This window comes from Mesorhizobium sp. M0062 (assembly GCF_040323125.1).
In the GTDB taxonomy this organism is placed as follows: Bacteria; Pseudomonadota; Alphaproteobacteria; order Rhizobiales; family Rhizobiaceae; genus Mesorhizobium.
This window is the reverse complement of the sequence record NZ_JAMYUO010000012.1, coordinates 20,134-32,918: the sequence shown is the minus strand read 5'-3', so window position 1 is coordinate 32,918 and position 12,785 is coordinate 20,134. Positions and strand designations below refer to the sequence as shown.

Here is a 12,785-nt window from a genome sequence, read left to right as displayed (position 1 = left end):
CGAAAACCTATTCGTCCGTCCATTCCGGTTTGCGCTTGCCGATGAAGGCGCCGATGCCTTCCTCGGCGTCGCGGGCCAGCATGTTCTCGACCATGACGCGGCCGGTATAGGCATACGCGTCCGCCAACCCCATCTCGGCCTGCGCGTAAAAGGCTTCCTTGCCGGTCTTGACCACCAGAGATGATTTGGAGGCAATGGTTTGCGCGTATTTGGTGACGATCTGATTCAGGTATTCGCGCGGCACGACGCGGTTGACCAGGCCGAATTCCTTGGCGGTTGCGGCATCGATGGTCTCGCCGGTGAGCAGCATTTCCATGGCGTGCTTGTGAGACACGTTGCGTGACAGCGCCACCATCGGCGTCGAACAAAACAGGCCGATATTGACGCCCGGCGTGCAGAAGGTCGCTTCATGCGAGGCAATGGCGAGGTCGCAACTGCCAACCAGTTGCAGCCCCGCAGCGGTGGCTAGGCCATCGAGTTCGGCGATGATCGGGAGCGGATGGCGCACGATCTGCTGCATCAACGCCGCGCAAGCCGAAAATGTCTGCTCGAAAAACCCCTTGCCCTTGTCGGCGTCGGCGCGGCGCGCGGTCATTTCCTTGAGATCGTGACCGGCGCAGAAGACTTTCCCGGCGGCCGCCAAGACGATGACGCGGACCGATTTGTTGGCCTTGGCACGGTCGAGCTCGGCGCTCAATGCCGCCATGACGGAAAGCGACAAGGCATTGGCGGGCGGATTGGCGAGCGTCAGGCGCAGCACGCCCTTGTCCAGCCCGGCGATGACCGGCCCGTCTATGGCAACAGGTTTGATCGAAAGGATTTCGGCCATGACAAGGTCTCCGCGATTCCGCCGGGCGCCGCCAGACTATCTAATATCGGATCGAGTTTCATCAACACCCATCGCTTGCGCCAGAGGTGTTGCCAGAAGCGCATCATTGCGTTCATACAGGCCCGGCATAGAACGAGAGACCGACATGCCCGCCCAGGACAATCTCAAGCCGGTGCTGACGGCGGCTGAAGTCAATGCGCTGATGGCCAGCGTCTACCCGCAGCTCAACGACGAGTTCACGTCGTATGAGGCGCTCGATGTGTTTCCGGGCGGCTGCACGGTGCGGCTCAATGCCGACGAGCGGCATTTGCGGCCCGGCGGCACGGTGTCCGGGCCCTCGCTGTTCACGCTGGCCGACATTGGCGGCTATGTCTGCGTGCTCAGCCATGCCGGGCCGGATGCGCTTTCGGTTACCGTCAACCTCAACATCAATTTCGTCCGCAAGGCCGAGGCCGGCCCGATCGACGGCCATTGCCGCATCCTGAAGCTGGGCAAGAGCCTGATGGTGTTCGATATCGACATCGTCGGCGGACCGAGGGAACACACGGTAGCGCATGCGACCGGCACCTATTCGATCCCGCCGAAGCGCGCCGCCGATGTGGTAAAATAATACCTTTTGGTCAAACCTTTGTTTTTATTACACTTTGCGAGCAGACGTGCGTTTCCTGCGCCTTGACGTGCCCACTCCCCTCGCCTATAAGCCGTCACGAAGCAGCGGCCCGCAAAGGCCGCCGTTTTGTTATTGGCGGCGGGCAAGTGCCTTGTCGCCAATCCAAGCAACAAGAAACGCCTTCTTCGGAAGGTCAAAATCGAAAGCAGAAATCCATGGCAACCTTTTCGCAGAAGCCTGCGGATGTGGTGAAGAAGTGGGTGCTGATCGACGCCGAGGGTCTCGTCGTCGGCCGTCTCGCCACTGTCATCGCCAATCATCTTCGCGGCAAGCACAAGCCCACCTTCACCCCGCATGTCGACGACGGCGATAACGTCATCGTCATCAATGCGGACAAGGTGGTGTTCACCGGCAAGAAGTTCACCGACAAGGTCTATTACTGGCACACCGGTCACCCCGGCGGCATCAAGGAGCGCACCGCGCGCCAGCTGCTCGAGGGCCGTTTCCCCGAGCGTGTCGTCGAGAAGGCCGTCGAACGCATGATCCCGCGCGGGCCGCTCGGCCGTCGCCAGATGAAGAACCTCCGCGTCTATGCAGGCACGGAACATCCGCATGTCGCCCAGCAGCCCGTCACCCTCGACGTCGGCGCGCTGAACGCCAAGAACAAGAAGGTTGCATAAGATGGCTGAGCTTTCCTCGCTCGCAGAATTGGGCGCCGCCACCGGCAACACCAACACCCAGCCGGCAGCACCCGTGCATGTCCAGAAGCTCGACAAGTCGGGCCGCGCCTATGCCACCGGCAAGCGCAAGAACGCCATCGCCCGCGTCTGGGTGAAGCCGGGTTCGGGCAAGATCGTCGTCAACGACAAGGAATTCGCGACCTATTTCGCGCGTCCGGTCCTGCAGATGATCCTCAACCAGCCGATCATCGCTTCCAACCGCGCCGGCCAGTACGACATCGTCGCCACCGTCATCGGCGGCGGCCTGTCCGGCCAGGCCGGTGCCGTTCGTCACGGCATCTCCAAGGCGCTGACCTACTATGAGCCGGCACTGCGCGCCGTGCTCAAGAAGGGCGGCTTCCTGACCCGCGACAGCCGCGTCGTCGAGCGCAAGAAGTACGGCAAGGCGAAGGCCCGTCGTTCCTTCCAGTTCTCGAAGCGCTAAGCGCTGCGACGTTCCAGACATCGAAAGGCCGCCTCCGGGCGGCCTTTTCTTTTGGGTCTCGGCAGTCACCCCACCCGGCGCGTCGCGCCGACCTCCCCATCGAGGGGAGGTAGGAGGTCGCGGCAGTTTTGCCGCCCGGACAATCCACGATGGTCCAGCGGCTAGCAAACCAGTTCGACCATAAAAGCGCGGCACCCTACCTCCCCTCGATGGGGAGGTCGGCGCGAAGCGCCGGGTGGGGTGATGGCGCCGGCCTCGGTTCAAGTCTCAGAACTTGCCGGCCTTGATGTAATCGATAAACGCCCGTAGCGGCGCTGGAACCAGACGCCGTCCGGGATAGTACAGAAATGGTCCGGGAAAACTCTGCCACCAAGGTTCGAGCACGGGCTCCAGGGCGCCGCTTTCGAAGTGAGGGCGAAGCCAGCCCTCGAAGAGAGCGACGATGCCGCTGCCGGCAATGGCCGCATGGACGGCAAGATCGCTCGCCCCGCCGATCCGCACGATCAACGGCCCCGTCGTGTCGACCCGCACCACCTCGCCGTCGCGCTCGAATTCCCACGGCAGCATCGCACCGCTGGCAAAACGACCGCGCAGACAAGCATGGCCAAGCAGGTCGCTCGGGTGCTGCGGCCGCCCATGGCGCTCGAGATAGGCGGGGCTGGCGCCAGTGGCGAAGCGCTGGACGCGCGGTCCGATCGGCACCGCGATCATATCCTGCTCCAGTCGCTCGTCATAGCGGATGCCGGCGTCGCAGCCGGCCGCCAACACGTCGACGAAGTTCTCATCGGCGATGACCTCCAGCCGAATGCCGGGATAGGCGGCGAGGAAGCCCGGAACGATGTCGGGCAATATCAGCCGCGCGGCGCTGACCGGGACGTTGAGGCGCAGCGAACCGGCCGGCCTGTCGCGAAAGCCATTGACCACGTCGAGGGCCGCCTCCACCTCCGACAGCGCCGGGCCAAGCCTTCCCAAGAGGCTGAGGCCTGCGTCGGTTGGAACAACGCTGCGTGTGGTGCGGTTGAACAGCCTGACGCCGAGCTGCGTCTCCAGGCGGCGCACCGCTTCGCTCAGGCCCGACGCGCTGCCGCCGCCGGCGCGAGCCCCTTCGCGAAAACCGCCGGCACGCGCCACCGTCACGAAAGCATTCAGATCGCCAAGATCCATCATTGTTCGCCATTCCGCACAAGCTGTACGGATTGTACCTTATTATCCCAAGGTTGAGCAGCGTCTATCTTCGCCTCCTCAAAGGAGATCGACCATGTCCACCATCCAAAAATCCGGCACATTCACCCTCGGCAGCCACACCGTGAAACGGCTCGGCTACGGCGCCATGCAACTTGCCGGCCCGCACGTTTTCGGTCCGCCGAAAGATCGGGACGCGGCCATTGCTGTGCTGCGCGAAGCGGTGGCGTCCGGGGTCAACCACATCGACACCAGCGACTATTATGGCCCGCATGTCACCAACCAGCTGATCCGCGAAGCGCTGGCGCCCTATCCGCAAGACCTCGTCATCGTCACCAAGATCGGGGCGCGGCGCGGCAGCGACGGCTCCTGGCTGCCTGCCTATTCCGCCAAGGAACTAGAGCAGGCCGTGCACGACAATCTCAGGAATCTCGGCCTTGAGGTGCTGGATGTCGTCAATCTGCGCATCATGTTCGGGGTGATGGGTCCGGCCGAGGGCTCGATCGAGGCGCAGTTGACCGCGCTTGCCGAACTGCAGCGCAAGGGCCTGGTGCGCCATATCGGCCTGAGCAACGTCACCCCAGCGCAGGTCGAGGAAGGCCGTGGGATCGCCGAGATCGTCTGCGTGCAGAACCAGTACAATCTGGCGCATCGCGACGACGACGCGTTGATCGATGAACTGGCGCGCGCCGGTATCGCCTACACGCCGTTCTTCCCGCTCGGCGGTTTCAGCCCGCTGCAGTCGTCGACCTTGTCGGATGTGGCCGCGCGGCTCGGCGCCACACCCTTGCAGGTCGCGCTCGCCTGGCTGCTGCGCCGCTCGCCGAACATCCTGCTGATCCCGGGGACGTCGTCGGTCGGGCATTTGAGAGAGAACCTGGCGGCGGCGGAACTGGAGCTGTCGGCTGATGTGCTGAGGGAATTGGATGGGGTGGCGAAAGCGGCGTGAAGATTTTGCGGGCGGCGCTGTCACCCCACCCGCGCCTTCGGCGCGACCTCCCCATCGAGGGGAGGTAGGAGGTCGCGGCAGCCTTGCATGCCTCGCAATCGCTACGACTGTCGGAAATCTAAAGCGCCAACGCCCTACCTCCCCTCGATGGGGAGGTCGGCGCGCAGCGCCGGGTGATGTGATGGCGCCGACGTACGATTTCTAATTGATACTCGCCGTATTCGCGGCTCGGCCGGCTTCGCCTCATCCACATAAGGCACCCGAAACCCATTGGCCCCCAGCCAGCCAATCGCAGCCTTCGGTTCGTCGGTCTGGATGATGGTGGCGCCGCGTTCGGCCCAGAAACCGTGATCTCGGCCGAAATGCCGGCCTGCACCGCCAGTTCATCGCCGCAGCCGCCGGAGAGGAAGCCGCCGGGCCTTGCGCCTTGGCTATACAAGTCCTTCGCCAAGCTGTGACTGGCATCTTGCGTGCCGGTTCTGTAGTTGTGGCAGCCCGATGAACAAAGAAGGACCCGTAATGGCGAACCAGACCATCGACAACGCGTTCACCGCCCGCTCCAAGACGGGGCCTTCCTTCGAGCCGACCTATGCCGGCGCGCTGTCGTTCATGCGGCGCAAATACACCAAGGATGCAAAGGGCGCGGACGCCGTCGTGTGGGGCATTCCGTTCGATGCCGCCGTCACCAACCGGCCGGGCGCGCGCTTCGGGCCGCAGGCGATCCGCCGCGCCTCGGCGATCCTCGACAACGACCCGCAATATCCGTTCTCGCGCGACCTGTTCGAGCATCTCGCCGTCATCGACTATGGCGATTGCCTGCTCGATTCGGGCAATCACCAGAAGACACCAGGCACGATCGAGCGCGAGGCGGCGAAGATCCTGAAATCGGGTGCCTTCCTGTTGTCGCTCGGCGGCGATCATTTCGTCACCTGGCCGCTGCTCAAGGCACATGCCGCCATCCACGGGCCGCTGGCGCTGGTGCAGTTCGATGCGCACCAGGACACCTGGCCTGACGATGGCAAGCGCATCGACCATGGTTCGTTCGTCGGCCGCGCCGTCAATGAAGGCATCATCGACCCCGACCGCTCGATCCAGATCGGCATCCGCACGCATGCCCCCGATACGTTCGGCATCAAGATCCTTTACGGTCACGAGATCGAGGAGATGCGGGCTTCCGACATCGCCTATGCGATCGTCGACCGCACCGGCGGCAGGAAGACCTATCTCACCTTCGACATCGACTGCCTCGACCCGGCCTTTGCGCCCGGCACCGGCACGCCGGTTGCCGGCGGACCGTCCTCGGCGAAAATCCTGTCGACGCTGCGCCAGCTCGGCCAGGTCGATATTGTCGGCGCCGACGTCGTCGAGGTTGCGCCGGCCTATGATCACGCCGATATAACGGCGATCGCCGGCTCGATGGTGGCCATGCACTATCTCGGCCTGGTGGCCGAGCGAAAAGCGCGGGCGGAAGAGCTGAACAGCGGCAACCATGGCGCGGCAAACCATGGCCAGGGCATATAAGCCTGAATTAGCAGGGAATTGACGGGCACATGAAACCGAAAATCTTCATCGATGGCGAACACGGCACCACCGGCCTGCAGATCCGGGCGCTGCTGGCCGAGCGCGGCGACCTCGAGATCATCTCGATCCCGGCCGAGCGCCGCAAGGAAACGGCGGCGCGCGCCGAGTTCCTCAATGCCGCCGATGTCGCCATCCTGTGCCTGCCGGATGCGGCTGCCAAGGAAAGCGTGTCGCTGATTGCCAACGACACCACCAAGGTGATCGACGCCTCCACGGCGCATCGCGTCGCCGAGGGCTGGGAATACGGTTTTGCCGAGCTGGACAAGGATCAGGCCAGGATCATCGCCAATGCGAAACGCGTCGCCAATCCCGGCTGCTGGCCGCAAGGGCCGATCGCGACGCTGCGGCCGCTGGTCGCTGCCGGTCTGCTGCCGGCGGATTTCCCGATCACCGTCAATGGCATTTCGGGCTATTCGGGCGGCGGCCGGCCGATGATCGAGGACTATGTCGCCAAGGGCGAGGATGCCTCTGAATTCCAGGTCTATGGGCTGACCCTGCAGCACAAGCATGTGCCGGAGCTGCGCACCTATGCGAAGCTGTCGCACGATCCGATCATGCAGCCGGCGGTCGGCAATTTCGCCCAAGGCATGATCACAGTGGTGCCGCTGCAGCTCGGCGGGCTCGACCATGTGCCGGCCGGCGCCGAACTGCACGCGGCAATCGCCGACCATTTTGCCGCCATCAAGGGCGGCGTGGTCGAGGTAGCTCCTTACGAGCACGTGGAGCGCCTGCCCGAGATCAATCCCGAGGTCTATAACGGCACCAATCGGATGAAGGTCTATGTCTTTGCCAATGACGACCGGGCGCAGGCGCTGCTGATTGCGGTCTATGACAATCTCGGAAAGGGCGCCTCGGGTGCTGCCGTTCAGAACATGGATCTGATGCTCGGCCTTTAATTCAGTTGGAGAGAGCATGTTGCCCGAAAACCGCTTAACACTTTTCGGCATCACGCTCTGAATGGACGCGCCTGCATTTCCAAAGCGCTGGAAGATCAGCGCGCCCGAGCTCATTGCGGAGACGTTTTCGAGCCGCATCTGGAAGGTGCGGCGTGAGGACGGCTCGCCGGCCATCGTCAAGGCGCTCAAACCATTCGACGATGTCGAGGACGAGTTGCGCGGCGAGCACTATCTCGCATGGCGGCGCGGCGAAGGCGCGGTGCGGCTGCTTGGCCGGGACGGCCACCGCATGCTGCTCGAATATGCCGGCGACACCCTGCTTTCCGACGTTCTGGCCAAAGAAGGCGACAACGCCGCGACCGCAATCGCGGCCGAGTTGATGGGGAGACTGTTCTCGCCCTCAAGACACCCTGCCCCGCCGGACCTGCAGCCGCTGCGGACACGGTTTGCCAGCCTGTTCAAAAAGGCCGGAGCCGATCGCGACGCCGGAGAGCACAGCCTCTATATCGAGGCCGCCGAAATCGCGGACCGGCTGCTCGATGCCCCGCATGCGGTCAAGCCGCTGCATGGCGACCTGCATCACGACAACATTTTGCACGGTGCGCGCGGCTGGCTGGCGATCGACCCGAAGGGCGTGCTCGGCGATCCCGGCTTCGACGCCGCCAATCTGTTCTACAACCCACTGGGGCGCGACGACCTCTGCCTCGATCCCGAGCGCATCGCGCATATGGCTGAGATCTTCGCCAGGACACTCGGCCAGACGCCGGCTGCCATTCTCGACCATGCCATCGCCTATGGCTGCCTGTCGGCCGCATGGCATCATGAGGACGAGAATGCGGTCGACGAGAACCGCGAGCTGTCGGTTGCGGGAGTGATCCGAAAGGTGCGGCTCAGCTTCTGACCGGCGCAGCCTCGCGCTTTAGACGTAGCGAGGCAGTTCGTTCGCGAAATAGATTATTGCGACGGCCAAGACACCGTAGACGATGTACCTGCGTTCATGGGCGGCCGCGTTGGCAGTGGATAGGCGCCCTTGTTGCCGCGCCAGTGGGCGGCGGCAAATCCCAGCAGGACCAGCGCGAAGGCCTGATGGGTCAGCGCCATGTGCAGCGGCACCTGCATCAGCAGCGTGCCGATGCCGATCGAGGCCTGCACCAGCACCAGCAGAAACAGCAGCGTTGCGCGGCGTGCGTGTGTCGTGCCCGGCAGCCGCCGGCGCGTCGCTATCATATGCCAGAGCGCGATGGCAAAGACCGTATAGGCGCCGAGCCGGTGGACGAACTGCACCGTCTTCGGGTTCTCGAAGAAATTGCGCCAGGCCGGTTCGAGCAGCAGCAGCTCGCCGGGGATGATCTTGCCGTCCATCAGCGGCCAGGTGTTGTAGCTCAGGCCGGCGTCGAGCCCTGCGACCAGCCCGCCGAGATAGATCTGGACCAGCGCCAGCAGCACGATGAAACCGGCCAGTCTTTGCGTCGACCGGCCGGCGGCAGGCTCCGAATGCGGCGCCAGCCCGCGCGCGACCACCATGGTGGCAGTGAAGATCAGGGCGGCAAGCGTCAAATGCGTCGCCAGCCGGTACTGGCTGACGGAGACGCGGTCGACCAGGCCGGAGGCCACCATCCACCAGCCGATGGCGCCTTGCAGGCCACCAAGCAGCAGAATACCGACCAGCTTTGGCCCAAGGCCGCGCTCGATGCGGCGCGTCGCCCACAAGACCAGCAACGGCAGGCCGAAGACCAGGCCGACACTGCGCGCCAGGATGCGGTGCGCCCATTCCCACCAGAAGATCGATTTGAAGGCGTCCAGGCTCATGCCCTTGTTGAGCTCGGCATATTGCGGAATCTTTTGATAAAGCTGGAATTCCTCCTGCCACTCCGCGTCATTGAGCGGCGGTATCACACCGTGGATCGGCTTCCACTCGGTGATCGACAGGCCGGAATTGGTGAGCCTGGTGGCGCCGCCGACCAGCACCAGCGCAAACAGCACCAGAAGCACGACATACAGCCAGCCGCGCACCAGCGCCCGATTTTTCAAGTCGCGATCGCGGTCAATGTAAGGCGCGGCGGCTGATATGGCGGCCATGGTTGGTCCCGGCAGGTTGACGTGGCGGATTGGTGAACCATCGCAACCCGGCTGACAAGACCGGACGGCGCGGCACGCCGTCGCGCCGCATCTCCCGGGTTGCACAGGCGCGCGGTTGGGCCTAAGCGGAGGCGATCAACGAGAACGCTCATGCCCATCCGCCTGAAAAAGCTGATCGGAACTTTCCTGCTGGTGGCGCTGGTCATCATCTATGCGCTGGTCGCGTCGATCATAGCGGTCGCGCAGCTGTCGCAATCCAGCCCGCTGGTGCACTTCCTGTTCTTCCTGTTCAGCGGCCTGTTCTGGGTGCTGCCTGCGATGGGCATCATCAAATGGCTGATCCTGGAGCCGCCGCCGAAAGGCTGAAGAGCCCGCCCCAGGTTAGATGGTGACCACCATTTTGCCGGCATTGGCCAGCGGCGTCGTTAAGCCCGACAACATGGTGCGGATATGGGCGACGCTCTGGTAGCGGCCGTTGATCGAAATGCGCGGCAGCGCGTGCAGGAAGCCGGCGTGCTCGGCGTGCAGCACGCCGTGGCGAGTGGTCACCGCCGAGGCGTAGCCGGCGTCGCGGGCAAAGCCCACTTCGCGGCAGCCGACAGCGCTGGCGTAACCATAGGGGTAAGCGAGATGACGGGGGTCTTCGCCGAGCTGCGCCTGCAGTTGGCGCCTGACGTCGACGATCTCATGGCGCGCATCGGCTTCGTCGAGCCGCTTCAGATTGCGGTGGTTGACCGTATGCGCGCCGATCGTCACCAGCCTGTGCCCGGCCACGGCGCGGATATCGTCCCAAGTCATCAGCGTGCTTGGGCGCAAGCCATCGAGGTCGATGCCGTTCGAGTGCGCCAGATCGCGCAGCACGGCGCGCTGATCCTCCTCGCGCACCTCGAGCGTCAGATAGGCATGCAGACGCGCATTGGCGTGGAGTTTCTTGCCGTAGGTCGAGCAGTCTATGGTCACCGGCCCCTTCGGCGTCGCCAGCGTCAAACGCTCCCGCGCGTTGACGATATCCTCGACCACGTCCCACCATAAATCGGCGCTGCCGTCGATCAGACCCGGCGCGACATAGATGGTGATCGGCGCGCCATGCTTTTCGAGCACTGGCAGCGCTTCGGTCATGTTGTCGCGATAGGCGTCGTCGGCGGTGATGGTGGCGAACTGGCCGTCCTTGCCGCCGGCCTTGATGCGCTCGATCGCCTCGTCGAGGGTGACGAAGGCATAGCCCCTCGACTTCATGTCGGCGACGAGAGCGTCGAGGAATCGCGGGGCGATGTTGAGGTGGCGGTTGACGCCGTCCGGCTTCTCCGGCGTGGCGGTGACCCGATGCAACATGAGGATTGCGCCAATGCCGCCGACGAACGGCTTGGCCAGCGGTGCAAGGCCGGTAAAGCGGGCGATATTAAGCGCCAGTTTCCGAACTGCCTCACCACCGTCGATCATTCATTCACCTTTTGCGCCTAGGCTCGATCCAAGCACGGAACGCGCCGACGCGAACTCCTGATCGCGACGAATACGCCTTAAGGATTGAGGTATGGTTGACGCCACCGCGTCATTTGACGGCAATCGGCTCGCCGCAAGCAAGGCGTCTGCGCGCACGCCGGCTGCCGACCAGACCAGTCTGTCGGTGTCGATCGCAGATGCTGCCGCGCTCGCCTCTTACGGCGAATTCTGCCGTTCGGCGCTGTTTGCGCCGGCGCAAAGCGCGGCCTGGGTTCGTGCCTGGACGGCGCAGGCCAATCCCGATGCGGTCGTCGCCACGCTGACAATCGAGGACAGGCCGGTCTTTGCACTGGCACTGGAAATCACGCGAACTGGTCCATTCCGCGTCGCCCGCTTCATGGGCGGGCGCCATGCCAACGGCAATTTCGCCGCCGCCGATCCGGCATGGCTGGCAAAGGCAGATGCTGGGGGGATCCGCAGGCTGGTGACGGCGATCGGCAAGGCGCGTCCCGACATCGATCTCGTTGCCTTGGAAAGGCTGCTGCCCGACCTCGATGGCGTTGCCAATCCGCTGGCGGCGTTCTCCAACTTTCCGAGCCCAAACCTGTCGCTCGCCGTCAATCTCGACGGTGGTTTCGATGCGCTGCTGTCGCGTGTGGGCGGCAAGCGCAAGCGCAAGAAGCACCGTTCGCAGACACGCAAGTTCGAGGCGGTCGGCGTTCATCGCCGCATCGAGGCGCAGACACCCGAAGAGGTGAACCGGCTGCTCGACGCTTTCTTCGAGATGAAGGAGTTCCGCTTCGCCAAGATGGGCATCGCCAATGTCTTCGGCGAGCCGGAGGTGCGGGCTTTCTTCCGTGCCCTCTTCGCCGGCGCGCTGGCCGAGGAGAAACCGGCCTTTGTGCTGCATGGGCTCGAAGTGGCCGGCAAGCTGCGCGCAATCACCGGCTCGAGCCGCTCGGGCAAACGCCTGATCTGCGAATTCGGCGCCATCGCCGAGGACGATCTCGGCCACACCAGCCCCGGCGATTTCCTTTTCTTCGACATCATCGAGGAAGCCTGCCAAACAGGCTTCGATGTCTATGATTTCTCGGTCGGCGACGAGCCCTACAAGCGGCTCTGGTGCGATATCGAGTCCCAGCATTTCGAGGTGCTGGCGCCCCTGACGCTGAAGGGACGCGCCCTGGCGTCGGCGCTGCGGCAGGGCGCACGGGCGAAAGCCTTCATCAAGAACAACCCGACGGTCTGGAAGCTGACCAAGATGCTGCGCCGCAAGGCCGCCGGACAGGCAGCGCCCGCTCCCACGGACGACGAAAACTAGCGTTCAGAAATTCAGCGCTTCGCGGAGCGCCGGGCCGGCCCTGACCCGCAGGTCGAGATCCGCCTCGATGTGGTCGATATGGTGCAGCATCAGCCGGCTCACCAACCCGCAATCGCCGCTCTCCAGCGCGCCGACCATTTCCGTGTGCTCACTGTGCCCGCAGGCCGACACGCCGGATCGTCCGTAAAGGGCGATGACCAGCGACGAACGCGCCACCAGCTCCTCCATGAAGCGCTGCAGGATGGCATTGCCGGCGACGGAGGCGAGCAGCAGATGGAAATCGCCTGATGCCTTGATTTCGGAGCGCCGGGCGGTTGGGCCGCGCTCGGCGATGAAGCGCCCTTCCTCGTCGAGCTGCGCTCGGAACGCAGCGATATCGGTGGCTGTGACCCGCCCGCAGGCGGCAATGGCGATGCCCGGCTCGATCAGCCGGCGCGATGCGAACACCTGGCGCGCTTCCTCGGGCGAAGGGTTGGCGACGAAGGCGCCACGGTTGCGTTCGGTACGCACCAGCCCCTCGAAGGACAGCATCTGCAGCGCCGCGCGCGCGACCGTGCGCGAGACGTCGAACAGCGTGCCGACCTCGCCTTCCGACAGCTTGGTGCCGGGCGTCAGCCGACGGTCAACGATGGCGTCCCGCAGATTGTCGCGGATCGCCTGGGCGCGATCCTGGTTGGCGCTGTCGGCGGAATGGATCTGATCGGCAATGTTCATGGCGATGATGGTTCCCAGCC

At 64.2% G+C, this 12,785-nt stretch carries 14 protein-coding genes and 1 pseudogene; 9 read left to right on the top strand and 6 right to left on the bottom strand.

The genetic code is table 11. The features are described 5' to 3' along the window. Window positions 1-7: 7 nt before the first annotated feature. Window positions 8-829, bottom strand: coding sequence for an enoyl-CoA hydratase (locus NKJ64_RS16130; protein WP_023821102.1), 822 nt, complete (start codon window positions 827-829; stop codon window positions 8-10). Window positions 830-974: 145 nt separating this feature from the next. On the opposite strand from NKJ64_RS16130, the gene NKJ64_RS16125 reads away from it, so the two are divergent. From NKJ64_RS16125 to rpsI, 3 genes are all read left to right on the top strand, one after another. Beyond that, window positions 975-1,439 carry a PaaI family thioesterase gene (locus NKJ64_RS16125; protein ID WP_023669410.1) on the top strand — a complete coding sequence of 155 codons (465 nt, stop codon included), beginning with the start codon at window positions 975-977 and terminating at the stop codon, window positions 1,437-1,439. Window positions 1,440-1,654: 215 nt separating this feature from the next. Beyond that, window positions 1,655-2,119: a 50S ribosomal protein L13 gene (rplM, locus tag NKJ64_RS16120; RefSeq protein WP_023669409.1), complete on the top strand. Its 465-nt coding sequence runs from the start codon at window positions 1,655-1,657 to the stop codon at window positions 2,117-2,119. A 1-nt stretch (window position 2,120) separates the two neighbouring features. Beyond that, on the top strand, window positions 2,121-2,603 hold the full coding sequence (gene rpsI / locus NKJ64_RS16115; protein ID WP_023669408.1) for a 30S ribosomal protein S9: 483 nt from the start codon (window positions 2,121-2,123) through the stop codon (window positions 2,601-2,603). A 267-nt stretch (window positions 2,604-2,870) separates the two neighbouring features. On the opposite strand, the gene NKJ64_RS16110 is transcribed toward rpsI, so the two are convergent. Continuing rightward, on the bottom strand, window positions 2,871-3,770 hold the full coding sequence (locus NKJ64_RS16110; protein ID WP_023693291.1) for a LysR family transcriptional regulator: 900 nt from the start codon (window positions 3,768-3,770) through the stop codon (window positions 2,871-2,873). A gap of 91 nt (window positions 3,771-3,861) precedes the next feature. On the opposite strand from NKJ64_RS16110, the gene NKJ64_RS16105 reads away from it, so the two are divergent. After that, entirely contained in the window at window positions 3,862-4,734 is an 873-nt protein-coding gene (locus NKJ64_RS16105) for an aldo/keto reductase family oxidoreductase (protein ID WP_352462917.1), read from the top strand. A 201-nt stretch (window positions 4,735-4,935) separates the two neighbouring features. Here NKJ64_RS16105 and NKJ64_RS16100 read toward each other — a convergent pair. Beyond that, a pseudogene (locus tag NKJ64_RS16100) lies at window positions 4,936-5,155 on the bottom strand (glycerophosphodiester phosphodiesterase family protein); the annotation flags it as partial. 98 nt (window positions 5,156-5,253) lie between these two features. On the opposite strand from NKJ64_RS16100, the gene speB reads away from it, so the two are divergent. From speB to NKJ64_RS16085, 3 genes are all read left to right on the top strand, one after another. Next, a complete protein-coding gene (gene speB, locus NKJ64_RS16095) occupies window positions 5,254-6,255 on the top strand; it encodes an agmatinase (protein ID WP_023669405.1) in 1,002 nt (333 codons plus the stop codon). Between the two features lie 29 nt (window positions 6,256-6,284). Next, window positions 6,285-7,211, top strand: coding sequence for an N-acetyl-gamma-glutamyl-phosphate reductase (gene argC, locus NKJ64_RS16090; protein WP_023682318.1), 927 nt, complete (start codon window positions 6,285-6,287; stop codon window positions 7,209-7,211). 61 nt (window positions 7,212-7,272) lie between these two features. Further along, the gene (locus tag NKJ64_RS16085; RefSeq protein ID WP_023669403.1) at window positions 7,273-8,112 is read left to right on the top strand and encodes an aminoglycoside phosphotransferase family protein; all 840 of its coding nucleotides are present in this window, start codon (window positions 7,273-7,275) and stop codon (window positions 8,110-8,112) included. 53 nt (window positions 8,113-8,165) lie between these two features. Here NKJ64_RS16085 and NKJ64_RS16080 read toward each other — a convergent pair whose 3' ends face one another. Next, window positions 8,166-9,290 (bottom strand): COX15/CtaA family protein, encoded by a 1,125-nt coding sequence (locus tag NKJ64_RS16080; protein ID WP_023669402.1) that lies wholly within the window; start codon window positions 9,288-9,290, stop codon window positions 8,166-8,168. A 150-nt stretch (window positions 9,291-9,440) separates the two neighbouring features. Between NKJ64_RS16080 and NKJ64_RS16075 the strand changes: the two genes are divergently transcribed. Beyond that, window positions 9,441-9,656, top strand: a complete 216-nt coding sequence (locus NKJ64_RS16075; protein WP_023669401.1) for a DUF2842 domain-containing protein — start codon at window positions 9,441-9,443, stop codon at window positions 9,654-9,656. Between the two features lie 15 nt (window positions 9,657-9,671). On the opposite strand, the gene NKJ64_RS16070 is transcribed toward NKJ64_RS16075, so the two are convergent. Continuing rightward, window positions 9,672-10,730, bottom strand: a complete 1,059-nt coding sequence (locus tag NKJ64_RS16070) for a polysaccharide deacetylase family protein (RefSeq protein ID WP_352462916.1) — start codon at window positions 10,728-10,730, stop codon at window positions 9,672-9,674. A 91-nt stretch (window positions 10,731-10,821) separates the two neighbouring features. Between NKJ64_RS16070 and NKJ64_RS16065 the strand changes: the two genes are divergently transcribed. Further along, window positions 10,822-12,051: a GNAT family N-acetyltransferase gene (locus NKJ64_RS16065; protein WP_352462915.1), complete on the top strand. Its 1,230-nt coding sequence runs from the start codon at window positions 10,822-10,824 to the stop codon at window positions 12,049-12,051. A 3-nt stretch (window positions 12,052-12,054) separates the two neighbouring features. On the opposite strand, the gene NKJ64_RS16060 is transcribed toward NKJ64_RS16065, so the two are convergent. Continuing rightward, a complete protein-coding gene (locus tag NKJ64_RS16060; RefSeq protein WP_023669398.1) occupies window positions 12,055-12,765 on the bottom strand; it encodes a GntR family transcriptional regulator in 711 nt (236 codons plus the stop codon). Window positions 12,766-12,785 lie beyond the last annotated feature (20 nt).

Excerpts from the sequence above, each read along its gene's own strand:
- NKJ64_RS16130 (WP_023821102.1), bottom strand. The coding sequence starts at position 829 with ATGGCCGAAATCCTTTCGATCAAACCTGTTGCCATAGACGGGCCGGTC.
- NKJ64_RS16125 (WP_023669410.1), top strand. The coding sequence starts at position 975 with ATGCCCGCCCAGGACAATCTCAAGCCGGTGCTGACGGCGGCTGAAGTC.
- rplM (WP_023669409.1), top strand. The coding sequence starts at position 1,655 with ATGGCAACCTTTTCGCAGAAGCCTGCGGATGTGGTGAAGAAGTGGGTG.
- rpsI (WP_023669408.1), top strand. The coding sequence starts at position 2,121 with ATGGCTGAGCTTTCCTCGCTCGCAGAATTGGGCGCCGCCACCGGCAAC.
- NKJ64_RS16110 (WP_023693291.1), bottom strand. The coding sequence starts at position 3,770 with ATGATGGATCTTGGCGATCTGAATGCTTTCGTGACGGTGGCGCGTGCC.
- NKJ64_RS16105 (WP_352462917.1), top strand. The coding sequence starts at position 3,862 with ATGTCCACCATCCAAAAATCCGGCACATTCACCCTCGGCAGCCACACC.
- speB (WP_023669405.1), top strand. The coding sequence starts at position 5,254 with ATGGCGAACCAGACCATCGACAACGCGTTCACCGCCCGCTCCAAGACG.
- argC (WP_023682318.1), top strand. The coding sequence starts at position 6,285 with ATGAAACCGAAAATCTTCATCGATGGCGAACACGGCACCACCGGCCTG.
- NKJ64_RS16085 (WP_023669403.1), top strand. The coding sequence starts at position 7,273 with ATGGACGCGCCTGCATTTCCAAAGCGCTGGAAGATCAGCGCGCCCGAG.
- NKJ64_RS16080 (WP_023669402.1), bottom strand. The coding sequence starts at position 9,290 with ATGGCCGCCATATCAGCCGCCGCGCCTTACATTGACCGCGATCGCGAC.
- NKJ64_RS16075 (WP_023669401.1), top strand. The coding sequence starts at position 9,441 with ATGCCCATCCGCCTGAAAAAGCTGATCGGAACTTTCCTGCTGGTGGCG.
- NKJ64_RS16070 (WP_352462916.1), bottom strand. The coding sequence starts at position 10,730 with ATGATCGACGGTGGTGAGGCAGTTCGGAAACTGGCGCTTAATATCGCC.
- NKJ64_RS16065 (WP_352462915.1), top strand. The coding sequence starts at position 10,822 with ATGGTTGACGCCACCGCGTCATTTGACGGCAATCGGCTCGCCGCAAGC.
- NKJ64_RS16060 (WP_023669398.1), bottom strand. The coding sequence starts at position 12,765 with ATGAACATTGCCGATCAGATCCATTCCGCCGACAGCGCCAACCAGGAT.